This is a genomic window from Noviherbaspirillum cavernae (genome assembly GCF_003590875.1).
Taxonomy (GTDB): Bacteria; Pseudomonadota; Gammaproteobacteria; order Burkholderiales; family Burkholderiaceae_D; genus Noviherbaspirillum; species Noviherbaspirillum cavernae.
In genome coordinates this window covers 2,194,734-2,217,879 of sequence record NZ_QYUN01000002.1, presented here as the reverse complement: position 1 = coordinate 2,217,879, position 23,146 = coordinate 2,194,734, and the positions used below count along the sequence as shown (strand labels likewise).

Sequence of the window (23,146 nt, the reverse complement as noted above, 5' to 3'; positions counted from 1 at the left end):
ACGCCGCTATTCCTTCACCATTGGCGGTAATTCCGCCTGCAAGGTCACATGGTCAATATCGTATTTGTCGCGCAGCAGGGACTTGATCGCGTCAAGCACGGCGGGCCATTGTTGCAGATCGCGGATTTCGATGTGGCCAATCAGGGCTGGTTGTCCTGCCGACATATCCCAGACATGCAGATCATGCACGGACAGCACGCCATCAATCATTGCGAGATCGGCACCGACCTGCATGTAGTCGATGTTCGGCGGTACGCCTTCCATCAAAATGTGATACGACTCGCGGAGTATGCTGATGATGGTTTTCAGGATCAGCAACGATACGAAAACCGATAGCAGAGGGTCGATCGGCAGCCAGCCGGTCAGGTAGATAACAGCGCCGGCTGCCAATGCAGCAATCGAGCCAAGCAAATCGCCCATGACGTTCACCAGCGCGGCCCGCGTGTTGATGCTTTGCTTGTCTCTCGAGAGTATCCCGGCTGCGATCAGATTGACCATCAGCCCGATCAGTGCGACGACGAAAACAACTTCGCCTTGCACGGCTTGAGGGCTGGCAAAGCGTTGTGCCGCTTCGAATACGATCCAGCAAACCATTGCCAGCATTGCGAAGGCATTGACAAACGCAGCGAGTGCCTCGGCACGTCCGAAGCCGAACGATTTCGTGGCGGACGGCGGGCGTTTCGCAAAGATCTGCGCAATGAGCGCCAAGGCCAGCGTGATCGCGTCGGTTGCCATATGGCCGGCGTCTGAAAGGAGGGCCAGCGAATTGGACCAGAGCCCGGCAAGCAATTCCACGATTGCGAAGCCAAGTGTCAATGCAAGAGCCCATCCAAGCACACCAAGACTGCGCCCTTCAATGAAATGACGATACGACGCGTCGCCGGCTCGGTGGGCGTGCAGATGGCCGGATGAAATGGGGCGCGATTTCATATATGCAGCAAAGGTTGGATTCATGCGTGCGGGAAGCGCAATGCTGTCGAATTGCAACAGCGATAATCAACCAGATCATGAATGAGTGTACTGGATTCGATTGCGGCATTATCTGGTCGCGTGCCGGTGCATCTGATTTGTTGAATACAACATGCATTGTTAGGCCGCCATTGCGGGCCCATCGCCTTGTTTTGCCAGCTTCAAGGAAATGATTCACACAAGCCACTAGCGGAGTTGCTAAATTGCCGCTATAATTTCGTTTCTTTAGGCTCGTAGCTCAGCTGGTTAGAGCACTACCTTGACATGGTAGGGGTCGTTGGTTCGAGTCCAATCGAGCCTACCAACGAATAGCAGTACATTTGCAAGAGCGAGAAAGGCAATTCCGGTTATGACACCGCGAACTAAAACCGCAATGGTTCTAGAGCGACGCTAGTCGGAATCTTTTTCGTGGTTGTAAATTGAAAAAGCGCGGCTGGTCCGCGTTTTTTTTCGTCCTCATTTTCCGATTACTAATCTAGCGTCCGAAGCAACAATCACGGACATGGAGTGCAAAATGGTCTCAGTCCGACTCCCAGATGGTTCAGAGCGTCAATTCGATGCGCCCGTAACAGTCGCGCAAATTGCTGCAAGTATTGGCGCTGGTCTTGCCAAGGCTGCCTTGGCTGGCAAGGTGGATGGCAAGCTTGTTGATACGTCGTTCGTGGTCGATCGCAATGTTGATCTGGCCATTGTTACCGACAAGGATGCCGAAGGTCTGGAAGTAATCCGGCACTCGACGGCTCACTTGCTTGCCTACGCGGTCAAGGAGTTGTTTCCCGATGCTCAGGTGACGATCGGGCCTGTGATTGAAAACGGCTTTTATTACGACTTTGCGTACAAACGGCCATTTACGCCGGACGATTTGCAGGCAATTGAAAAGAAGATGGCGGAGCTCGCCAAAAAAGACGAGCCCGTCACGCGCAAGGTCTTGCCGCGCGATGAGGCTGTGACTTATTTCAAGTCGATCGGCGAGGCTTATAAAGCGGAGATCATCGAATCGATCCCGCAGGGCGAGGACGTTTCCCTCTATGCCGAGGGTAATTTCACCGATTTGTGCCGAGGTCCCCACGTACCGTCCACTGGCAAGCTCAAGGTATTCAAGTTGATGAAGCTCGCCGGCGCGTACTGGCGCGGCGATTCCAAAAACGAGATGCTGCAGCGCGTGTATGGTACAGCGTGGGCGAAGAAGGAAGATCAGGAAGCCTATCTGCATATGCTGGAAGAGGCGGAAAAGCGGGACCATCGCAAACTCGGCAAGGCATTGGATCTGTTCCATTTTCAGGACGAGGCGCCCGGTCTGATTTTCTGGCATCCCAAAGGCTGGACGATTTGGCAGCAGGTCGAGCAATATATGCGCTGCGTTTATCGCGAGAGCGGCTACCAGGAGGTGAAGGCGCCGCAAATCCTCGATCGCAGCCTGTGGGAGCAAACCGGTCACTGGCAGAACTATCGCGAAAATATGTTCGTGACCGAGTCGGAGAGTCGCAACTATGCGTTGAAGCCGATGAATTGTCCGGGGCATGTGCAAATTTACAATTCCGGTCTGCGAAGCTATCGTGACCTGCCGTTACGCTTTGGCGAGTTCGGGCAATGCCATCGTAATGAGCCCTCGGGCGCGTTGCACGGATTGATGCGGGTGCGCGGTTTTACTCAGGATGATGGTCATATTTTTTGCACTGAAGACCAGATTCAGGACGAATGCAAGGCATTCCACCAGCAGGCAATGAATGTCTATGCCGATTTCGGCTTCTCTGAAATCTCGATCAAGATTGCCCTGCGGCCGGAAAACCGTATTGGTTCCGACGAGACATGGGATCGCGCCGAAGAAACTCTGCGCGCTGCACTGCAAGCTTGTGGCGTCAAATGGGAGGAGCTACCTGGTGAGGGAGCATTCTATGGACCGAAAATCGAATACCATCTGAAAGACTCGCTTGGTCGTCCTTGGCAAGTCGGCACCATGCAGGTCGATTTCTCGATGCCGGGCCGTTTGGGTGCGGAATATGTCTCGGACGACAACGCTCGCAAAGTGCCGGTCATGCTGCATCGAGCCATTGTCGGCTCGCTCGAGCGCTTCATTGGCATTCTGATCGAAAACCACGCTGGTGCGCTGCCGTTGTGGCTGGCGCCGGTGCAGATTGCCGTCTTGAATATCTCGGACGCACAATCTGACTATGCGCAAACCGTCGCACAAAACCTGAAAAAACAAGGGTTTAGGGTCCACCTCGATTTGCGTAATGAGAAAATAACCTATAAAATACGCGAGCATTCCGTTCAAAAACTGCCTTATATAGTCGTTATCGGTGATAAGGAGCGGGATGCGAATACAGTGGCCGTGCGTGCGCGGGGCAACGTCGATCTGGGAGTGATGCCAGTCGACGCATTGGTGGAGCGCCTGAAAAGCGAGGTCGAAACCAAAGCCTGAACGGGGAAGCCCAATGCGCAAAAGCACGGCTTAATTATTTGATTTTTAAAGGAAACTGCAATAGCTACGGATAAATCGCATCGCATCAACGGCGAGATTACAGTGCCGGAAGTGCGTTTGACTGGTGTCAATAACGAACAGATTGGTATCGTAAGTCTGGCCGAAGCGTTCCGCATGGCGGAGGAAGCCAACGTGGACTTGGTGGAAATTGCGCCCACTGCGCAGCCACCCGTATGTCGCCTGATGGACTATGGAAAGTTCAAGTATCAGGAGCAAAAAAAGGCTCACGAAGCGAAACTGAAGCAAAAGGTTATTCAGGTCAAGGAAGTGAAATTCCGCCCGGGTACCGATGATGGCGATTACAACATCAAGCTGCGTAACCTGATCAAGTTCCTCGATGAGGGCGATAAGACGAAGATTACGTTGCGTTTCCGCGGTCGTGAAATGGCACACCAGGATATCGGCATGCGCATGCTGGAGCGATTGAAGGCTGACTTGGAGCAGTATGGCCAGGTTGAGCAGTTTCCCAAGATGGAAGGTCGCCAGATGGTAATGGTGCTGGCGCCCAAGAAGAAAAAATAGACTTCTTCAAAAGAAGGTTTCGTGCAGATTGTTCGGCAGCGGACAATTTGTGCAATAGCAGTGGCTTTGATGATCACTGCAAAACAAGTGAGAGCAGGCATCCAAGAGCAATGTAGTATTGCCACCTGCAATCATGCTAAAAATGGAGCTGTCCGAAGGACAGATATTGCTATGCCAAAAATGAAGACGAAGAGTAGCGCGAAGAAGCGTTTTCGCGTACGTCCGGGCGGCACCGTCAAACGCGGTCAAGCCTTCAAGCGTCACATCCTGACCAAGAAAACCACCAAGAACAAACGCCAGTTGCGCGGAGCCGTGGGTGTCCATGAGACAAACATCGATTCCGTACGCGCAATGATGCCGTTCGCTTAACCTCACATAAGGAGCTACCATGCCTCGAGTAAAACGTGGGGTCACAGCACGGGCCCGTCATAAGAAGGTTCTCGATCAAGCCAAAGGCTATCGCGGACGTCGCAGTACCGTATTCCGCATTGCCAAGCAAGCGGTCATGCGCGCCGGTCAATATGCATACCGTGATCGTCGCAACAAGAAGCGTGTGTTCCGCGCTCTGTGGATCACGCGTATCAACGCCGCTTCGCGTGAACACGGTGTTACTTACAGCGTATTCATGAACGGTCTGAAGAAGGCCAATATCGAACTGGATCGCAAGGTTCTGGCCGATATGGCAGTGATGGACAAGCCGGCATTTGCCGCGATTGTCAATCAGGTGAAGGCCAACATCGCTGCTTAAGAAAGTTTATAGGCATCGTCTTCAAGCGATGTCGCGTATTGGGCGGGGCAGAGGTCACATACCTGTGCCCCGTTTTATTTTCGGCTTCGGAATGAGGCAGGAAAGAAGGTATGAATTCTCTGGAACAACTGGTGGTTCAGGCGCAAGCCGATTTCTCCGCTGCGGAAGATGCTGCAGCCCTGGAAAATGCCAAGGCCAAATACCTGGGCAAGACCGGGCAGATTACCGAACAGATGAAGGGCCTGGGCAAGCTGGCGCCGGAAGAGCGCAAGGCTCAAGGGGCGATCATCAATGCGGCCAAGGAAAAAATCGAAGCAGCGCTCAATGCGCGGCGCGATGCGCTGGCAAATGCACAGATGCAGGCGCGCTTGAATGCGGAAGCAATCGATGTCACGTTGCCGGGACGCGGCCGTGGCATTGGCGGCATTCATCCTGTGATGCGTACCTGGGAGCGGGTGGAGGAAATTTTTCGTTCCATCGGCTTTGATGTCGCGGACGGTCCTGAAATCGAAACCGACTGGACCAACTTCACAGCATTGAACAGTCCGGAAAATCACCCCGCGCGGTCGATGCAGGACACGTTCTATGTCGAGGGAGTGGATAGCCAGGGCAAACCGCTGCTCCTGCGTACGCACACGAGTCCGATGCAGGTGCGTTATGCGCGCATGAACAAGCCGCCTATCAAGGTGATTGCACCAGGGCGTACCTATCGAGTCGACAGCGATGCGACGCATTCGCCCATGTTCCATCAGGTCGAGGGGTTGTGGATTGCGGATGACATCAGCTTCGCTGACCTCAAAGGTGTCTATCTGAACTTCGTCAAGGCGTTTTTTGAAACGGACGATCTCCAGGTGCGTTTCCGGCCCTCCTACTTTCCGTTCACCGAGCCGTCGGCCGAAATCGATATTGCGTTCGGAAGCGGGCCGTTGAAAGGACGTTGGCTGGAGGTTTCCGGAGCGGGGCAGGTACATCCGACGGTCGTGCGCAACATGGGGCTCGACCCCGAGCAATATATCGGCTTCGCATTCGGGTCCGGTCTTGAACGTCTGACGATGCTTCGCTATGGCATCAACGATTTGCGCCTGTTTTATGAAGGCGATCTGCGTTTCCTGGAACAATTCAATTAAAAATTCGCCACAGGAAGTGGCGGGCTCATCAATGAGCGCGTTGCTTTCTGTGAGTTCAGTGCCTGAAGGTTTTAACTATGCAATTCTCCGAAAACTGGCTCCGCACTCTGGTCGATCCGAAGATGACTTCGGACGAATTGTCGCATTTGCTCACGATGTCCGGTCTGGAGGTCGAGGAAGTAGAGCCTGTCGCTCCGCCGTTTTCCAATGTGGTCGTGGCCAAAGTGGTGGAAATTGCCAAGCATCCGAATGCCGACCGTTTGAACGTGTGTCAGGTGGATGCCGGCACGGGGACGCTGTTGAATATCGTTTGCGGTGCACCGAATGTCCGCCTTGGGATGAAGGTGCCTTGTGCGTTGGCTGGCGCGAAGCTGCCACCGGGCGATGATGGCAAGCCGTTTGAAATCAAGGTCGGTCAGCTACGCGGCGTGGAGTCGCAAGGAATGCTCTGTTCTGCACGTGAGTTGAAGCTGTCGGAAGAGCACGGCGGCTTGCTGGACTTGCCGGATGATGCGCCCGTCGGTCGGAACTTCCGGGATTACTATCAACTGAACGACCTGAAGTTCACCATCAAGCTGACGCCGAACAAGGCCGATTGCCTGTCGGTGCTGGGTGTCGCTCGCGAAGTATCGGCCTTGACAGGGGTTCCGCTCAAGGTTCCTGCGTTCCAGCCGGTCGAAGTGTCGACTCAGGAAAAGCTGCCGGTCAAGGTTTCTGCTCCTGACCTGTGCGGCCGTTTTTCCGGGCGTGTTATCCGTGGGTTGAATGCAAAAGCGCAAACGCCTGACTGGATGAAGCGTCGTCTCGAGCGTAGTGGGCAGCGTCCGATTTCTGCATTGGTTGATATATCCAATTACGTGATGCTGGAATTGGGGCGTCCGTCGCATGTGTTCGACCTTGACAAGATTCATGGCGGATTGGATGTGCGCTGGGGCAAATTAGGCGAAAAACTGAAGCTTCTCAATGGCAATACCGTTGAAGTCGATGAATGGGTGGGAGTGATTGCCGACGAACGCGAGATTGAATCACTCGCCGGCATCATGGGCGGTGATTCCACGGCCGTGTCGCTGGATACGCAGAATATCTATCTGGAAGCCGCGTTCTGGTGGCCGCAGGCGATCCAAGGGCGTGCGCGTCGGTACAATTTTTCAACGGACGCCGCACATCGTTTTGAACGCGGTGTCGATTATGCGACCACTGTGGAACATATCGAGCGCATCACGTCGTTGATCGTCGAAATTTGCGGTGGAAAAGAAACGAAGGTGGGGCCGGTCGACGACCATGTCGTTAATCTGCCGCAGCGCAAACCGGTCGCAGTGCGAACCGCGCGCGCAGTCAAGGTGATCGGCGTGCCGCTCGATGATGGACAGATCGCTGAAATTTTTGCGCGCCTGGGCCTGACGTTTGCGCAAGAGTCGGGCTTGTTTACCGTCACACCGCCGTCATATCGCTTCGATATCGAAATCGAAGAAGACTTAATCGAGGAGATCGCGCGTGTCTACGGATTCGAGAATATTCCTGCATTGCCTCCGGTTGCTCCCAACGCGATGCGTATCGCTCCGGAAAATACACGTTCGCTGTTTGCAATCCGGCGTCAGGTGGCCGATCTCGACTATCAGGAAGTGGTGAACTTCAGTTTTGTCGAAGAAGGATGGGAAGCAGATTTCGCCGGAAACGCCAATCCCATCAAGCTGCTCAACCCGATCGCCAGTCAGATGAGCGTCATGCGTTCGTCGCTGGTCGCCAGTCTTGTCGCCAACGTACGTTACAACTTGAATCGCAAAGTTGGCCGCGTGCGCTTGTTCGAGATTGGTGCCGTTTATTTGCGTAATGATGCGATAAAGGACGGATCTTTGTCGGTTGCCGGTTACGATCAACCAAAACGCGTCGCTGCGATTGCATATGGTCCGGTGGTGGACGAGCAGTGGGGTATGCCGACCCGTAATGTTGACTATTTCGATATCAAGTCCGATCTGGAGGCGCTTTTTGCACCTCGCACACTACGCTTTGCGAAAGCCGAGCATCCTGCGCTGCATCCCGGGCGTTCGGCGCAGATTGTTCTTGACGGCAAGACGATCGGCTTTATCGGCGAGTTGCATCCGCGCTGGCAGCAGAAATACGATCTGCCGCAGGCACCCGTGATGTTTGAGGTGGATGCCCAGTTGCTGTGCGAGCGCGATATTCCTTCTTATCAGGAAATCTCGAAGTTTCCGGCTGTTGTGCGCGACCTTGCCGTGGTGGTGAAGCAGGCTGTTCCGGCGCAGGATCTGATGGATGCGTTCATTGCTGAGCGGCAAGCCAATGCGGCCTGTGATATCATGCAAGCCATTGTTTTATTTGATGAATATCGGGGCAAGGGTCTGGAAAATGACGAAAAAAGTCTTGCGTTCCGTTTCACCTTGCAAGATACTCAATCTACCCTACAGGACGAGAAAGTCGATGCTGCCATGGCCGCATTTGTCGCGTCAGTCGAGAAGAAACATGGCGCAAAATTGCGTGCATAAGAGTTAAAACGGGCAGGGTAGGGATAACTACTATGAATGACGTGAACTCAGCCGAATTTCAATCCATTTTGGCCGCCGATCTCAATCGCGCGATGCAGGAATCACAAGCCCGCTCCCAAGCTGAAAAGGACTTGCCTACACTGACCAAGGCGGAACTGGCTGAACTTCTGTTCGAGCAGGTCGGCTTGAACAAGCGCGAAGCGAAGGATATGGTCGAAACTTTCTTCGATGAAATTCGCAATGCGCTTGAGCGCGGAGAGTCGGTGAAGCTCTCCGGCTTCGGCAACTTCCAGTTGCGCGACAAGCCGCAACGGCCAGGTCGCAATCCCAAGACCGGCGAAGAAATTCCCATCACGGCGCGACGTGTGGTGACGTTTCATGCAAGTCAGAAGCTCAAGGGCATGGTGGAAGTCGCCAGCAAGAATCTCCTCGCACGCGTCGCTTGACCTGAACAATGAACGATCGAGTCAGCAAGACTGCGTTGGTTGTTTTGCCGCCGATCCCGGCAAAACGCTATTTCACGATTGGCGAAGTGAGCGATCTGTGCGGCGTGAAGCCGCACGTCTTGCGTTACTGGGAGCAGGAGTTCACCCAGCTGAAGCCGGTCAAGCGCAGAGGCAATCGCCGCTACTATCAACACCACGAGGTCCTCCTCATCCGACGTATTCGTGAACTGCTCTACGAGCAGGGATTCACGATCAGTGGCGCGCGCAACAAGCTCGATACGCGGATTTCTGGGGCGGTGTCGAGTGATTTGGCATCGGGATTGCCGTCGCTGGACGTCGATACCGAGACGATCCGTCATGAGCTGGCAGAGATTCTCGATCTTCTGAGCACCAAGAGAGACAGATAGTTGCAACGTCAGACGTGATGGATGTTGCGGAGTTCATCACGACCGAGAGGAAAGCCGCATGCAGCGGCTTTTTTTGTTGCTCCAGCGGGCTTTCTTGCCAAGCTGCATATGACTCGTTGCCCGGCATTTTGGGTTTTTCCGAGCCGCCTTCATGGACTCACGTGCTTTTCATCATGCATCTATAATCTCGACACCTTGCTTTGACGCAATGGTATTGTGCGGAGCGAATGCCGCAACGTGTTGATCGCGAGGGGGAAATATGAAATCTGCAGTCGGCTCTTCGTGGGATGCTGACAGTATTCAGCAGATGGGTATGCAGTCGCTGCTGGCTCTGTTCGATGACTCGTGCGAAGGCACGATCGCGATTGACGATCAGAGTCGTATCGTGTGGATCAACGACAAGTATGCGGCTTTCCTCGGTCTGAAGGCACCGGAAGATGTGCTGGGCAAGGCGGTCGAGGAGGTCATTCCCAATAGTCGCATGCGCGAGGTCGTGCACAACGGCAAACCGATTCTGCTCGATATCATGATGATCCGCGACCAGCCTCTGGTCGTGATGCGCATCCCGCTCAAGGACGAAGATGGCAAGGTTATCGGTGCAATCGGCTTTGCATTGTATGACCGGCTGCAACGGCTGAAGCCGCTGGTGTCCAAGTTTGCCGAGCTGCAATGGGCGCTCGCCAACACGCAAAAGGAACTCGCGCAGCTGCGCCATTCCAAATACTCCATTTCCAGTTTCATCGGCGTCAGTCCTATTTCGCTGGAACTCAAGCACCGTGCGCGACGCGCGGCACAGCTCGATACGACCGTGCTGCTGCTGGGGGAAACCGGGAGTGGCAAGGAGCTGCTGGCGCATGGCATTCACGCCGCCTCGGGAAGAGCCGACCGTCCTTTCGTCGGCATCAATATCGCCGCAGTCCCGGAGACGTTGCTGGAAGCCGAATTTTTCGGCGTTGCGCCGGGGGCGTATACAGGGGCTGATCGAAAAGGGCGCGACGGCAAGTTCAAGATCGCCGACGGCGGCACCCTGTTCCTCGATGAGGTCGGCGACATGCCGCTGCAGGTGCAAGCCAAGCTGCTGCGCGTCCTGCAGGAGCAGGAGATCGAACCGCTTGGCTCCAACAAGATCACCAAGGTCGATGTGCGCGTGATTGCAGCAACCAGCCACGATCTCAAGCAATTGGTGGCGGACGGTAAATTCCGCTCGGACCTGTATTACCGGCTGAACGTGCTGCCGATCCATCTGCCGCCATTGCGTGAACGGCGCGGGGATCTCGATGCGTTGTGCGAGCATTTGCTCGAGCAGATTGCCAAGCGTACCGGCATGCCACAGCGCGAGCTTGCGCCTTGCGCGCGGGAGGCGCTGGCCGCTTACGGCTGGCCCGGCAATGTACGTGAATTGCGCAATGCGCTCGAGCAGGCCGGCATGCTGACCGATAACGTGAGTCTCAAGGCGGAAGACTTCGCGTCGATTCTGTCGCTGGTCGAGCCGAGTCAGCAGAAGGAGCCGGTACCGCTGGCGAAGGACGGGCCGACGCCGGCTGTGAGGCCGCTTGCAGAAGCCGTCGCCGATCTGGAGAAAAACCTCATCAAGTCCGCACTCGAGAGCACCGGCGGCAACAAGGCCTCCGCTGCACGTTTGCTCGGGATTTCAAGGGCGACCTTGTATCAGAAGATCATGGATTTCGAGCTACTGTCCAATTAATGGACGCAGGTGTCCAATAATCGGACATCTGCCAAGCCATTGATTTTTAACGGTATCGCAGATTTTTCTCCAGAAGTGTCCCAAAAGTGTCCATTAAGTAGACGATTTTTGCCGCCCCCCACCGGCATTGCTCCACCTGGAATTCCGCATCCCAATGGATAGGTCTTGAAAATCAAGGGCTTATCGCTCCTGGCACACGGTTTGCAATTGCCGGCCCAATACGAATGATGGCCGGTCCAGCGAATCTCGCGCGACCCGCCTTCATCGAATCAATAAAAAAGATGGAGACATTGTGCGGCTTTCAAACAAGGTGGCGCTGATCACTGGCGCGAGCAAAGGCATTGGCAAGGCCACCGCTCTCAAATTCGCGAAGGAAGGGGCCAGGGTCGTCGTGTGCGACCTGGACGATGCCGTCGCGGAAACGGTCGCGGAAATCAAGCTGCAGGGCGGTCAGGCCATCGGCTTCAAGGTGGACGTCACCAAGTCCGACAGCATCAATGCGATGGTGAAGGGCGCGCTCACCACCTATGGTCATATCGACATCCTCGTCAACAACGCCGGCATCGTGCAGGATGCACAGCTCAAAAAGATGACCGACGAGCAGTTCGACAAGGTCATCGATGTCAATCTCAAAGGCACTTACAACTGCACCAAGGCCGTTGTCGACGTCATGCTCGAACGGAAAACCGGTGTGATCCTGAATGCCTCTTCCATCGTCGGCATCTACGGCAATTTCGGCCAGACCAATTACGCCGCAAGCAAGTTCGGGGTGATCGGCATGGCGAAGACCTGGGCGCGCGAGCTTGGTCGCCACGGCATCCGAGTCAATGCGGTATGTCCGGGCTTCATCGAGACATCCATCCTCCAGGACGTGCCGGAAAAAGTGATTCGCTCGATGGAAGAGCGCGTTCCCATGGGGCGGCTCGGCAAACCGGAGGAAATCGCGAGCACCTTTGCGTTTCTTGCATCCGATGAAGCCAGTTATATCAACGGCGCGGTGATTGAAGTGTGTGGAGGAATGACGCTGTAGAAAAAATTCAGGCTCGCAGTATGCAGTTCCAAAAAAAGAAGAAGTGACCACATCCGACGCAAGCCGGTCGGCAACAACAAGGAGAGAGACAACATGGCAATACGTAATGCAGCAGGACTCGCGTCGCTGATCGCAGCCGGCATCCTCGCCGGATGCGGCGGCGGTACCAGCAGCAGCGCAAGCACCACGCCCGCGCCAGAAGACCTCAATGCCAAGCCGAGCTATCTCGGCACCGTCCAGAAATCGACCTACGACGGCATCAGCGACGACTTGCTGACGGCCGGCCTCGGGAAGACCGGGATGCAGGGCGCGCTCCCGACCTATGCCGATCCGACGAATCCGACGGCGTCAGAACTGCGCCGCAACACGATCTATTCGAACTACCGCGCCCTGATCGATCCGACCACGAACGGCGGCTACGGCTCGCTGTTCGGTCCCAATGTGGACAACAGCGGCAATGCGACACTGGGCGAAGGCAAGATCGCCGGCGATGAATTCATTGCGTATGCCGATGACGGCACGGGTCAGATCAACGTCACGCTGATGGTCCAGGTCCCAGCCGGGTTTGACAAGGCCAATCCTTGCATCGTGACGGCAACTTCGTCCGGGTCGCGCGGCGTGTATGGCGCGATCGGCACGGCGGGCGACTGGGGGCTCAAGCAGAAGTGCGCCGTCGCCTACACCGACAAGGGCAGCGGCATGGGTTTCCACAACTTGCAATCCAATACCGTCAATCTGATCAACGGCACGCGCGCCACTGCCGCAGCGGCCGGAAAGAATTCGAACTTCACCGCGAACCTCACCGACGTCGAACTGACCGCATTCAATGCCGTCACACCGAATCGCTTCGCATTGAAGCAGGCGCATTCGCAGCAGAATTCCGAAAAGGACTGGGGCAAATACACGCTGCAGGCGGTGGAGTTTGCGTTCTACGTACTCAATGAAAAATTCGGCGACACGGCCAGAGACGGTCAATCGAAGTTGAACACGATCAAGCCGTCCAACACATTGGTGATCGCATCGAGCGCCTCCAACGGCGGCGGTGCGGCATTGCTGGCTGCGGAGCAGGACACGAAAGGCCTGATCGACGGCGTCGCGGTGTCCGAGCCGGTGACCGAGGTCGCGTTGAATGCGGGCTTGACGATCAAGCGCGGTGCGGCAGCGGTCAGCAAGGCAGGGCTGGGCCTGTATGACACGCTGACGATCGGCAATCTGTATCAGCCATGCGCTGCGCTTTCTGCGCAGTTGGCCACATCGCCGTTGCTGGCGCTGGTGAATACGACACTCGGCACCAATCGCTGTGCATCGTTGAAGGCAAAGGGCCTGCTGACCGCAAACACGACGGCGACGCAGGCGGGCGAGGCGCTGCAGAAGCTGCGTGATGCCGGATTCGAAAACGAGTCCGATCTGTATCATGCATCGCACTACGGCACCTATGCATTGCTGGCACCGTACTACGCCAACATGTATGGCAAGTTCAGCGTGAAGGACAATCTGTGTGGCTACAGCTTTGCGCCCGTGGTTGCGGCAACAGGCGCGTTGACGACGCTGACAGCGGCGCAGGAGGCACAGCTGTTCGCGACCGCGAATGGTACGCCGAGCGGTGGGCTGGGATTGGTCAACAACAATGCGGTCGGTGCGCCGGTCGCGGACGCTTTCTCGACGTCGCCATCCACCAATGCGATGGACTACAACATCGACGGCGCAATCTGCCTGCGCAATCTGGCCACCGGTACCGACATCGTCACCGGTGCGCCGCTGACGGGCCCGGCCTTGAGCAACTCGCAGCGCGTTCGTGCCGGCATGGCAGAAGTACAGCGCAGCGCCAATCTGCGCGGCAAGCCGGCCATCATCGTGCATGGCCGCAATGACGCGCTGATCCCGGTGAACAACAACTCGCGTGCCTACTTCGCGGCCAACAAGCTGGCTGAAGGCGCGGCAAGCAAGCTGTCGTATCTCGAGATCACGAATGCGCAGCATTTCGATTCGTTCCTCGGCTTCGCCGGCTATGACACGCGTCTCATCCCGATCCACCGCTATCACATTCAGGCGATGAACATGATGTACGCGCATCTGAAGAATGGTGCGGCACTGCCGGCAAGTCAGGTGGTGCGCACTGTTCCCCGTGGCGGCGCAGCGGGTGCAGCACCGGCGATCAATGTCGCGAACGTGCCGGCAGCCCCAGCGACACCGGCAGCGGCGGACCAGATCACATTCGCAAACAACACCGTCACCGTTCCGGACTGAGCGGTCAGCCACCACTCCTGCGCCGTTCCGGCAACGAGCGGCGCAGGTAGGTGGTTCGCCATGCGGATCAAGACAGCAACACTGGAGAAAAATGGATGGCAAGCGAAGTAATACTCGAGACGAAAAACCTCACCAAGGGTTTCAAGGGCTTTATCGCCGTGAATGACGTCAGTCTCAAGGTCAGGCGCGGTTCGATTCACGCCCTGATCGGGCCGAACGGCGCGGGCAAGACGACGTTCTTCAATCTGCTGACGAAGTTCCTGACGCCCACGGCCGGTTCGATCCTGTACAACGGCGACGACATCACGGCCTTGAAGCCGGAGCAGATCGCGCATCGCGGCGTGATCCGCTCGTTCCAGATCTCGGCCGTGTTCCCGCACCTGAGCGTGCTGGAGAACGTGCGCATCGGCCTGCAGCGCGCGCTCGGCACCTCCTACCATTTCTGGAAGAGCGAACGCACGCTGGATCAGCTCAACGGCCGCGCCATGCAGCTGCTGGCCGAGGTCGATCTGGAAAGCTTCGCCGACACCCTGACGGTCGATCTGCCGTACGGCCGCAAGCGCGCGCTCGAGATCGCCACCACGCTGGCGATGGAACCGGAGCTGATGCTGCTGGACGAACCGACCCAGGGCATGGGGCACGAGGACGTGCACCGCGTGACCGAACTGATCCGGAAGGTGTCGGCAGGCCGCACCATCCTGATGGTGGAGCACAACATGAGCGTGGTGTCGGGTATCTGCGACCGCATCTCGGTGCTGCAGCGCGGCGCGCTGCTGGCCGAAGGCAACTACGAGGAAGTATCGAACAATCCGCAAGTGATGGAAGCCTACATGGGCACCACCAGCGGCGCGCTGGAAGGAGCGCACGGATGAGCAAGGCACTCGAAATCAGCAACCTGCAGGCGTGGTACGGCGAATCGCACATCCTGCACGACGTCAATCTTTCCGTGGACCAGGGCGAGGTCGTCACCCTGCTGGGCAGGAACGGCGCCGGCCGCACCACCACGCTGCGCGCCATCATGGGCCTGACCGGACGGCGCACCGGCTCGATCAAGGTCGGCGGGGTGGAATCGATCCACCTGCCGACGCACCAGATCGCGCATCTCGGCATCGGCTACTGCCCGGAGGAACGCGGCATCTTCGCCTCGCTGTCGGCGGAGGAAAACCTGCTGCTGCCGCCGCCGGTGTCGAAGACCGAGCGCGGCATGTCGGTCGAGGAAATCTACGCCATGTTCCCGAATCTGGCCGAGCGCCGCATGAGCCAGGGCACGCGGCTGTCGGGCGGCGAGCAGCAGATGCTGGCGGTGGCGCGCATCCTGCGCACCGGCGCGCGCCTCTTGCTGCTGGACGAGATCTCGGAAGGACTGGCGCCGGTGATCGTGCAGGCGCTGGCGCGCATGATCACGACCCTCAAGGCGCGGGGCTACACGATCGTGATGGTGGAGCAGAACTTCCGCTTCGCCGCGCCGCTGGCCGACCGCTTCTACGTGATGGAGCACGGCCAGATCGTCGAGAGCTTCGCTGCATCGGAACTGAATGACAAGATGCCGGTATTGAATGAATTGCTGCGCGTCTGACCGAATTGACACCACGTCAATGAACTACTCATATAACAGAGGAGAAAAAATGAAACTCAAATTCAAGGCTATGACAGTTGCAGTGGCTGCCACCTTTGCTGCAGGCTTCGCCGCATCGGCTTCTGCGCAGATTTCCGGCGACACGATCAAGATCGGTCTGATCACCGACATGTCCGGTCTCTATGCCGACATCGACGGCCCGGGCGGCGCGGAAGCGGTGAAGATGGCGATCGCCGACATGGGCGGCGCGATCGGCGGCAAGAAGATCGAGTTCATCGTTGCCGACCACCAGAACAAGGCCGACATCGCCGCCTCCAAGGCGCGCGAATGGTTCGACCAGCAGGGCGTGGACATGCTGATCGGCGGTACCAATTCCGGCGCGAACCTGTCGATGGCGAAGGTCGCGGCGGAAAAGAAGAAGCCGTTCATCTCGATCGGCGCAGGCAGCTCGCGTCTGACCAATGAAGACTGCACGCCGTACACCGTGCACTACGCCTATGACACCGTTGCGCTGGCACGCGGCACCGGCGGCGCGATCGTGAAGCAGGGTGGCAAGGACTGGTACTTCATGACCGCTGACTATGCGTTCGGCGCATCGCTGGAGAAGGACACGGCCGACGTCGTCAAGAGCAACGGCGGCAAGGTGCTCGGCGCAGTCAAGCATCCGCTGTCGGCATCGGACTTCTCGTCCTTCCTGCTGCAGGCGCAATCATCGAAGGCAAAGATCCTTGGTCTGGCCAACGCCGGCGGCGATACCATCAATGCGATCAAGGCCGCCAATGAATTCGGCATCAACAAGTCGATGAAGATGGCCGGTCTGCTGGTATTCATCAACGACATTCACTCGCTCGGCCTGAACCTGACGCAGGGCATGTACCTGACCGACGGCTGGTACTGGGATCAGAGCGACGAGAGCCGCAAATGGTCGAAGCGCTACTTCGAGAAGATGAAGAAGATGCCGTCGATGCTGCAGGCAGCGGACTATTCGGCTGCGATGCAGTATCTGGGCGCAGTGAAGGCGACCGGCTCGGATGACGGCGACAAGGTGATGGCGCAGTTGAAGAAGACGAAGATCAACGACGTCTTCGCCAAGAACGGCGTGATCCGCCCGGATGGACGCATGGTGCACGACATGTACCTGATGGAAGTGAAGAAGCAGTCGGAGTCGAAGTATCCATGGGATTACTACAAGGTGGTGCAGACGATTCCCGGCGATCAGGCTTACATGACGAAAGCCGAGACCAAGTGCTCGCTCTGGAAATAAGCGCCTGACGCAACGCGTTTTGTAAGTTAACTCAAGGACGGTTCCTCCCCTTGCAGCGGGATTCATGCGGCATCAAGCAAAGTTGCCTTGTGCCGCATGGATCCGGGCAGCGTTCGCGCTGCAAGGCGGAGGTGCGTCGGTCTCCACCCGTATTTCAAGATATCTATGGAAATTTTCGGCATCCCGCTGCAAGCGATGTTGAGCCAGCTCTTGCTGGGACTGGTCAACGGCTCGTTCTACGCCATGCTGTCGCTGGGGCTGGCGGTGATCTTCGGCCTGCTCAACGTGATCAATTTCGCGCATGGCGCGCTGTACATGATGGGCGCGTTCCTCGCCTGGATGGGGCTGAACTACCTCGGCATCGGCTACTGGCCGATGCTGCTGCTGGCGCCGCTGGTGGTGGCGGCCTTCGGCATCGTGATCGAGAAGACCATGCTGCGCTGGCTGTACAAGCTGGACCACCTGTACGGCCTGCTGCTGACGTTCGGCATCACGCTCATGGTGGAAGGCCTGTTCCGCTCCTTCTACGGCGTCTCCGGCCAGCCGTATTCGGTGCCGGAGGCGCTCTCGGGCGCCTTCAACCTCGGCTTCATGATCCTGCCGAAGTACCGCGCCTGGGTGGTGGTCGCCTCGCTGGCGGTGTGCCTCGCCACCTGGTTCGTGATCGAGAAGACGAAACTGGGCGCCTACCTGCGCGCCGGCACCGAGAACCCGCGGCTGGTGGAGGCGTTCGGCATCAACGTGCCGCTGATGGTGACCCTGACCTACGGCTTCGGGGTGGCGCTGGCGGCCTTCGCCGGGGTGCTGGCGGCACCGGTGATCCAGGTCTCGCCCTTGATGGGCAGCAACCTGATCATCGTGGTGTTCGCGGTGGTGGTGATCGGCGGCATGGGCTCGATCCTCGGCTCGATCGTGACCGGGCTCGGGCTGGGCGTGATCGAGGGCCTGACGCGGGTGTTCTACCCGGAACTGTCGGCCACGGTGGTGTTCATCATCATGGCGATCGTGCTGATGATCCGGCCGGCCGGGCTGTTCGGCAAAGAGAAATGAGCAAAGAGAGAAACAAGGGGAGTTGGTGATGGACAAGAGAGTCGGATATGCAATCGCAGTGGCGGCCGCCGTGGCGGCGCCATTCTTCCTGTACCCGGTGTTCCTGATGAAGGTGCTGTGCTTTGCGCTGTTCGCGTGCGCCTTCAACCTGCTGATCGGCTTCACCGGCCTGCTGTCGTTCGGCCATGCCGCCTTCTTCGGCGGCGCCGGCTACGTCGCCGGCCATGCGCTGAAGGTGTGGGGTGTGCCGTTCGAGCTGGGCCTGCTGGCCGGCACGGCGGCGGCCGCCGCCATCGGCCTCGTGATGGGGGCGCTGGCGATCCGCCGCCAGGGGATCTACTTCACCATGATCACGCTGGCCTTGGCGCAGATGCTGTACTTCGTGTGCCTGCAGCTGCCGGCCACCGGCGGCGAGGACGGCCTGCAGGGCGTGCCACGCGGCAAATTGCTGGGGATCATCGATCTGGGGCACGACCTGACGCTGTACTACGTGGTGCTGGCGATCGCGGCGGCCGGCTTCGCGCTGATCGTGCGCACCGTGCATTCGCCGTTCGGCCAGGTGCTGAAGGCGGTCAAGGAGAACGAGCCGCGCGCCGTTTCCCTGGGGTACGACGTCGACCGCTTCAAGCTGCTGGCGTTCGTGCTGTCGGCGGCGCTGGCGGGGCTGGCGGGGGCCACCAAGACGGTGGTGCTGGGCTTCGAGACGCTGACCGACGTGCACTGGAGCATGTCGGGGCTGGTGGTCTTGATGACGCTGGTGGGCGGCCTCGGCACCCTGACCGGGCCGATCGTCGGCGCGATCGTGATCATCGCGCTGGAGAACAAGCTGGGCGACCTCGGCAACTGGCTGGCGGTGACGACCAATGTCGAATGGTTCCGCACCATCGGCGAATCCGTCACCATCGTCACCGGCGCCATCTTCATCGTCTGCGTGCTGGCCTTCCGCAGGGGCATCGTCGGCGAGATCGGGGCGCTGTTTGCATCCGCAAGGAAGCCGAAAGAGACAAAACCGGCTGCATCCGCACTTCACTCAACACATTCAGCGACGGCACAAACAACGGAGGGCTAGCATCATGCGTGCACTTGCCTGGCTGCAGATGGTAACGGGATGTCTGGCGATGTCTTTTGCGATCGGTGTCTCGGCAGCGGACGACATCGTCGTCGGGCAAGTGGCGCCGTTGAGCGGTGTGCTGGCAGAAACCGGCAAGGAAATGGTGCTGGGCGCGAAGGTGTATTTCGATTACATCAACGACAACGGCGGCGTTCACGGCCGCAAGATACGACACGTCGTCAAGGACGATGGCTACAAGGTCGATGAAACCGTTCGCCTGACGAAGGAAGCCATCGGCAAGGATGGTGCGGTCGCGCTGATCGGCTTTGCCGGCACGGGCAATATTGCCGAATTACTGAAGCAGAACGTGCTGCAAGGCGCCGGCATCGCGCTGGTTGCTCCCTATACCGGCGGCGAAGTGCTGCGCACGCCTTTCAATCCGAACATCTTCCACATCCGTGCCGGTTATGCCGATGAGGCAGAAGGCATCGTCAATCAGCTGATCTCGCTGAACATGAAGCGGATCGCGGTGATGTATCAGGATGATCCCTTCGGCAAGGCGGGTCTGGCCGGCGTGGAAGCTGCACTCAAAAAACGCCATCTCGAGTTGGCCGCAACCGGCGCATACGAGAAGAACACCGACAACGTGAGCGACGCGGTGCAGGCAATTGCAAAAGCCAATCCGCAGGCCGTTGTGATGATTTCCGTCGGCAAGAGCACGGCCGCGTTCAGCAAGCGTATTCGCGAAGTCTCGACCGTTGCGCAGTTGGTGAATATTTCGGTCGTCAATCCCAAGGAGATCGTGCGCCTGATCGGCGCGGAGAATGCGCGCGGCGTCGGCATCGCGCAAGTCATGCCTTATCCATTCCTGCCGATCATCCCGATCGTCAAGGAATATCAGCAGGCGATGAAGAAATATGCGCCTGGCGCGGAGTATTCCTACACCAGCTTTGAAGAATTCATCGGCGCCAAGGTGCTGGTCGAAGGCTTGAAGCGCACGGGGAAGAACGTGACACGCCAGGGTGTGATCCACGCGCTGGAGACGCTTTCCGAATACGACGTCGGCGGCTTCACCTTGCGCTTTTCTCCCGACAATCGGGTCGGTTCGCGTTTCGTCGAAGTGACTGTCATCGGCAGGGACGGCAGGCTGCTGCGCTAAGAGACCGTTTCAGAATGATTCTGGCGTTGTTGCGCGGCCTTGCCGTACCGGCCGATCCGCTTCTTCAATTTCAAACATCCGGGGTGATTCATGCACATCGCTGATCTCATCACGTGGTATGCCCGCTATCGGCGCGAAGAATGCGGGCAGGGCAGGGACTGCAGGATGTGACGCTTGAAGTTTACATGGCGGATTCGGAATGACAGAGCGCGAGACAGATATTCGCAGCGAGATGGAGTTCGGCCACGATCCGCAACATTCAGCGCAACGGAAAATTCATGCTGAAGCGGCTACCGTGCGACCATCGGCGAAAACAAAAAAGGGCTGCAATAACGCAACCCTTCCATGAAGCGCGCAAGTATCCCCGCTACTTCACAATCCGATAGCACGGGTTGTACGCCTTGCCCGGCAGCTTCATCCGATGCTGCACGACGAAGGAGGTGAGCAGTTCGTCCATCGGTCCCATGATGCTGGCGTCGCCGTGAATTTCAAAGCGGCCATGCTGCTCGATCGCGCGAATTCCTTGGTCCTTGACGTTGCCCGCCACCACGCCTGAGAACGCGCGGCGCAGGTTGGCCGCCAGCATATGCGTCGGCTGATTCTTCTGCAGCTTCAATGCGCGCATGTTTTCATGCGTCGGCGCGAAAGGTTTCTGGAATTCGTGATCGATCTTCAGGAGCCAGTTGAAGTAGTACGCATCCGTTTTCTCCTTGCGGAATTCGCGCACCTGCTTGATTCCGGTTTGCATTTCCTGTGCCACGCGCGCCGGATCGTCGATGATGATCTTGTAGCGACGCTGCGCCTCGACACCCAGGGTTTCGCCGATGAAGCGATCGATCTGCAGGAAGTAATCCGCCGAGCTCTTTGGGCCGGTAAACACCAGCGGGAAGGGCAGGTCGGCATTGGCGGGATGGAGCAGGATGCCGAGGATGTACAGAATCTCTTCGGCCGTGCCTGCACCGCCCGGGAACACCACGATGCCGTGCCCGGCACGGACGAATGCCTCGAGCCGCTTTTCGATATCGGGCAGGATCACCAGATTGTTCACGATCGGGTTCGGCGATTCGGCCGCGATGATGCCCGGTTCAGAAAAGCCGAGATACCGGCCGTTGCTGATGCGCTGCTTCGAATGCGCAATCGTGGCGCCCTTCATCGGCCCCTTCATCGCGCCCGGACCGCAGCCGGTGCAGATGTCCAGCCCGCGCAATCCGAGTTCGTAGCCGATGGCCTTCGAGTAATCGTATTCGCCGCGCGAGATCGAATGCCCGCCCCAGCACACCACCAGATTGGGGTTGGTCATCGGTTCCAGCACATTGGCATTGCGCAGAATATGGAACACCGAATCGGTCAGGCCTTCCGAGGTTGCCAGGTCGAATTTCGGGTTGCCGTTGATTTCGTCGTTGACGTAGATGACGTCGCGCAAGACCGCGAACATGTGTTCGTGAATCCCCTTGATCATCTTGCCGTCAACGAAGGCGCTTGCAGGTGCGCCCTTGACATCCAGCTTGATGCCGCGTTCGCGCTGGATGATGGTGATGTCGAAATTCTTGTAGCGCTCCAGCAATTCCTTGCCGTCGTCCATGGCGTTCCCGCAGTTGAGGACGGCGAGGGAACAGTTGCGGAAAATGTTGTAGAGCCCCCCTTGCGTGGTGTCGAGCAACTTGCTGACTTCTGATTTGGACAGGACTTCGAGGCGGCCTTCCGGCGAAATTTGTGCGTCAACTACTGCATATTCCATGGATTCATATCTTGTGTGATGAATAATGATTTTTATTATGCGCTCAAGCGGAGCAAACAGTTCAATTCCTGTGCGATTTCGCTACAGCAAAATGCATGTGCGCCAATCATTGGAAGCGTGCATTGAACTCCCTTGCCCGCAACTGTCAGATATCGACATGGCCGCGCCCCAATTCAATGACGCGCCCGCCGACGCGGATTTCGTACTTGTTGGTCACATCGAGCAACAGGCGGCATGGACGGTTGACGGCTTCGCCTTGCCGGATCTCGAGCTGCGCCGGTAGCGCAAGGCGGTTTGCGATCAGCCAGCCACCGAGATTGGCGCATGCCGAACCGGTACCCGGATCCTCGCCGAACCCGCCACCCTGCGTTGTGAAGAAGTAGCGCGCCAGCACCTGCATTTTTCCGTTTTGCTCTCCGTCGAATGCGAAGACATACGCCGTCTTGCGTCCCAGGCTGCTGACCGGCCACTGCGCCAGCAGATCGCTGGCTGGTGCAGCGCGCCGCACCGCTGCAGCTGTCGCAACCGGGATCAGCAATTGATCCGCACCCGCATCCACCCACAACGGTTCGCCCGCCAAATCGCCTTCACTCAAGCCGACGAGCCGGGCAATGAAGTCGCGCGGCAGGCCGGGGCTTCGCGTTGCGGGCGCGCCGGAAACGGGGGCGCTGAAGGTCCATGCATCGCCCGATGCAGCGACGGGAACGATGCCGGCCTTGAACTCCAGCGTCAGCTTGTCGCCAGCCCCCAGAAGATCGCGCACGACGTGCGCCGAACCCAGCGCCGGATGACCGGCAAAGCGCATCTCATGACTCGTGGTGAAAATGCGGATACGCGCATCGGCCTGTGCGGACGGCAGAACGAAGGTGGTTTCGGAAAGATTGAATTGTCGTGCCAGCGATTGCATGGTCTCGTCACTCATGCCCGTGGCATCTTCGAAAACGCATAAGGGATTGCCGCCGAAGGTCGTTTCAGCGAAGACGTTCACGATGCGGAAATGGTGGCGCGCCATATTGACTCCTTTTTTGAACGGTTCCGATTCCAGATGATACGCAAGGCCGGGGCATGCAAGCATGTTCGCTTATCCGTGTCGGACGAAGTTGAGAGTTGAGGCTGATCGC

General features: G+C 57.9%; 20 protein-coding genes and 1 tRNA gene. 18 read left to right on the top strand and 3 right to left on the bottom strand.

The window, feature by feature from the left end; translation table 11 throughout:
* Positions 1-6: 6 nt before the first annotated feature.
* Positions 7-930 carry a cation diffusion facilitator family transporter gene (locus D3870_RS10305; RefSeq protein WP_119741935.1) on the bottom strand — a complete coding sequence of 308 codons (924 nt, stop codon included), beginning with the start codon at positions 928-930 and terminating at the stop codon, positions 7-9.
* 266 nt (positions 931-1,196) lie between these two features.
* On the opposite strand from D3870_RS10305, the gene D3870_RS10300 reads away from it, so the two are divergent.
* The 18 genes from D3870_RS10300 (at position 1,197) to D3870_RS10215 (ending at position 20,287) form a co-directional block, all read left to right on the top strand.
* Positions 1,197-1,273 (top strand) — tRNA-Val (locus tag D3870_RS10300).
* Between the two features lie 210 nt (positions 1,274-1,483).
* Positions 1,484-3,391: a threonine--tRNA ligase gene (gene thrS / locus D3870_RS10295; protein ID WP_119738840.1), complete on the top strand. Its 1,908-nt coding sequence runs from the start codon at positions 1,484-1,486 to the stop codon at positions 3,389-3,391.
* Between the two features lie 60 nt (positions 3,392-3,451).
* Positions 3,452-3,973, top strand: coding sequence for a translation initiation factor IF-3 (gene infC / locus D3870_RS10290; protein ID WP_119738838.1), 522 nt, complete (start codon positions 3,452-3,454; stop codon positions 3,971-3,973).
* Positions 3,974-4,144: 171 nt separating this feature from the next.
* Positions 4,145-4,342, top strand: a complete 198-nt coding sequence (gene rpmI, locus D3870_RS10285) for a 50S ribosomal protein L35 (RefSeq protein ID WP_119738836.1) — start codon at positions 4,145-4,147, stop codon at positions 4,340-4,342.
* Positions 4,343-4,361: 19 nt separating this feature from the next.
* On the top strand, positions 4,362-4,721 hold the full coding sequence (gene rplT, locus D3870_RS10280; protein WP_119738834.1) for a 50S ribosomal protein L20: 360 nt from the start codon (positions 4,362-4,364) through the stop codon (positions 4,719-4,721).
* 110 nt (positions 4,722-4,831) lie between these two features.
* Positions 4,832-5,848: a phenylalanine--tRNA ligase subunit alpha gene (gene pheS, locus D3870_RS10275; RefSeq protein ID WP_119738833.1), complete on the top strand. Its 1,017-nt coding sequence runs from the start codon at positions 4,832-4,834 to the stop codon at positions 5,846-5,848.
* Positions 5,849-5,925: 77 nt separating this feature from the next.
* The gene (gene pheT / locus D3870_RS10270; protein WP_119738831.1) at positions 5,926-8,352 is read left to right on the top strand and encodes a phenylalanine--tRNA ligase subunit beta; all 2,427 of its coding nucleotides are present in this window, start codon (positions 5,926-5,928) and stop codon (positions 8,350-8,352) included.
* Between the two features lie 32 nt (positions 8,353-8,384).
* Complete coding sequence (locus D3870_RS10265) at positions 8,385-8,798, top strand: integration host factor subunit alpha (RefSeq protein ID WP_119738829.1); 414 nt, start codon at positions 8,385-8,387, stop codon at positions 8,796-8,798.
* A gap of 8 nt (positions 8,799-8,806) precedes the next feature.
* Entirely contained in the window at positions 8,807-9,205 is a 399-nt protein-coding gene (locus tag D3870_RS10260) for a MerR family transcriptional regulator (RefSeq protein WP_119738827.1), read from the top strand.
* Between the two features lie 259 nt (positions 9,206-9,464).
* A complete protein-coding gene (locus D3870_RS10255; protein WP_119738825.1) occupies positions 9,465-10,910 on the top strand; it encodes a sigma-54 interaction domain-containing protein in 1,446 nt (481 codons plus the stop codon).
* A 292-nt stretch (positions 10,911-11,202) separates the two neighbouring features.
* On the top strand, positions 11,203-11,940 hold the full coding sequence (gene fabG, locus D3870_RS10250; RefSeq protein ID WP_119738823.1) for a 3-oxoacyl-ACP reductase FabG: 738 nt from the start codon (positions 11,203-11,205) through the stop codon (positions 11,938-11,940).
* Positions 11,941-12,033: 93 nt separating this feature from the next.
* Positions 12,034-14,187 (top strand): 3-hydroxybutyrate oligomer hydrolase family protein, encoded by a 2,154-nt coding sequence (locus D3870_RS10245; RefSeq protein ID WP_119738821.1) that lies wholly within the window; start codon positions 12,034-12,036, stop codon positions 14,185-14,187.
* Between the two features lie 95 nt (positions 14,188-14,282).
* Positions 14,283-15,059 carry an ABC transporter ATP-binding protein gene (locus D3870_RS10240; protein ID WP_119738819.1) on the top strand — a complete coding sequence of 259 codons (777 nt, stop codon included), beginning with the start codon at positions 14,283-14,285 and terminating at the stop codon, positions 15,057-15,059.
* Positions 15,056-15,763: an ABC transporter ATP-binding protein gene (locus D3870_RS10235; protein ID WP_119738817.1), complete on the top strand. Its 708-nt coding sequence runs from the start codon at positions 15,056-15,058 to the stop codon at positions 15,761-15,763. The genes D3870_RS10240 and D3870_RS10235 overlap by 4 nt, the downstream gene beginning before the upstream one ends.
* A gap of 49 nt (positions 15,764-15,812) precedes the next feature.
* Entirely contained in the window at positions 15,813-17,027 is a 1,215-nt protein-coding gene (locus D3870_RS10230; protein WP_119738815.1) for an ABC transporter substrate-binding protein, read from the top strand.
* Between the two features lie 165 nt (positions 17,028-17,192).
* Positions 17,193-18,077 carry a branched-chain amino acid ABC transporter permease gene (locus D3870_RS10225; RefSeq protein ID WP_119738814.1) on the top strand — a complete coding sequence of 295 codons (885 nt, stop codon included), beginning with the start codon at positions 17,193-17,195 and terminating at the stop codon, positions 18,075-18,077.
* A gap of 28 nt (positions 18,078-18,105) precedes the next feature.
* Complete coding sequence (locus D3870_RS10220; RefSeq protein WP_119738812.1) at positions 18,106-19,146, top strand: branched-chain amino acid ABC transporter permease; 1,041 nt, start codon at positions 18,106-18,108, stop codon at positions 19,144-19,146.
* A gap of 4 nt (positions 19,147-19,150) precedes the next feature.
* Positions 19,151-20,287 carry an ABC transporter substrate-binding protein gene (locus tag D3870_RS10215; RefSeq protein WP_119738810.1) on the top strand — a complete coding sequence of 379 codons (1,137 nt, stop codon included), beginning with the start codon at positions 19,151-19,153 and terminating at the stop codon, positions 20,285-20,287.
* Positions 20,288-20,654: 367 nt separating this feature from the next.
* On the opposite strand, the gene ppnN is transcribed toward D3870_RS10215, so the two are convergent.
* Positions 20,655-22,025 carry a nucleotide 5'-monophosphate nucleosidase PpnN gene (gene ppnN / locus D3870_RS10210; protein WP_119738808.1) on the bottom strand — a complete coding sequence of 457 codons (1,371 nt, stop codon included), beginning with the start codon at positions 22,023-22,025 and terminating at the stop codon, positions 20,655-20,657.
* 145 nt (positions 22,026-22,170) lie between these two features.
* Positions 22,171-23,037 (bottom strand): PhzF family phenazine biosynthesis protein, encoded by an 867-nt coding sequence (locus tag D3870_RS10205; RefSeq protein ID WP_119741933.1) that lies wholly within the window; start codon positions 23,035-23,037, stop codon positions 22,171-22,173.
* Positions 23,038-23,146 lie beyond the last annotated feature (109 nt).

Bases quoted from the DNA above. Each gene is read 5' to 3' on its own strand.
- D3870_RS10305 (WP_119741935.1), bottom strand. From the start codon at position 930: ATGAAATCGCGCCCCATTTCATCCGGCCATCTGCACGCCCACCGAGCC.
- thrS (WP_119738840.1), top strand. From the start codon at position 1,484: ATGGTCTCAGTCCGACTCCCAGATGGTTCAGAGCGTCAATTCGATGCG.
- rpmI (WP_119738836.1), top strand. From the start codon at position 4,145: ATGCCAAAAATGAAGACGAAGAGTAGCGCGAAGAAGCGTTTTCGCGTA.
- rplT (WP_119738834.1), top strand. From the start codon at position 4,362: ATGCCTCGAGTAAAACGTGGGGTCACAGCACGGGCCCGTCATAAGAAG.
- pheS (WP_119738833.1), top strand. From the start codon at position 4,832: ATGAATTCTCTGGAACAACTGGTGGTTCAGGCGCAAGCCGATTTCTCC.
- pheT (WP_119738831.1), top strand. From the start codon at position 5,926: ATGCAATTCTCCGAAAACTGGCTCCGCACTCTGGTCGATCCGAAGATG.
- D3870_RS10265 (WP_119738829.1), top strand. From the start codon at position 8,385: ATGAATGACGTGAACTCAGCCGAATTTCAATCCATTTTGGCCGCCGAT.
- D3870_RS10260 (WP_119738827.1), top strand. From the start codon at position 8,807: ATGAACGATCGAGTCAGCAAGACTGCGTTGGTTGTTTTGCCGCCGATC.
- D3870_RS10255 (WP_119738825.1), top strand. From the start codon at position 9,465: ATGAAATCTGCAGTCGGCTCTTCGTGGGATGCTGACAGTATTCAGCAG.
- D3870_RS10245 (WP_119738821.1), top strand. From the start codon at position 12,034: ATGGCAATACGTAATGCAGCAGGACTCGCGTCGCTGATCGCAGCCGGC.
- D3870_RS10240 (WP_119738819.1), top strand. From the start codon at position 14,283: ATGGCAAGCGAAGTAATACTCGAGACGAAAAACCTCACCAAGGGTTTC.
- D3870_RS10235 (WP_119738817.1), top strand. From the start codon at position 15,056: ATGAGCAAGGCACTCGAAATCAGCAACCTGCAGGCGTGGTACGGCGAA.
- D3870_RS10230 (WP_119738815.1), top strand. From the start codon at position 15,813: ATGAAACTCAAATTCAAGGCTATGACAGTTGCAGTGGCTGCCACCTTT.
- D3870_RS10225 (WP_119738814.1), top strand. From the start codon at position 17,193: ATGGAAATTTTCGGCATCCCGCTGCAAGCGATGTTGAGCCAGCTCTTG.
- D3870_RS10220 (WP_119738812.1), top strand. From the start codon at position 18,106: ATGGACAAGAGAGTCGGATATGCAATCGCAGTGGCGGCCGCCGTGGCG.
- D3870_RS10215 (WP_119738810.1), top strand. From the start codon at position 19,151: ATGCGTGCACTTGCCTGGCTGCAGATGGTAACGGGATGTCTGGCGATG.
- ppnN (WP_119738808.1), bottom strand. From the start codon at position 22,025: ATGGAATATGCAGTAGTTGACGCACAAATTTCGCCGGAAGGCCGCCTC.
- D3870_RS10205 (WP_119741933.1), bottom strand. From the start codon at position 23,037: ATGGCGCGCCACCATTTCCGCATCGTGAACGTCTTCGCTGAAACGACC.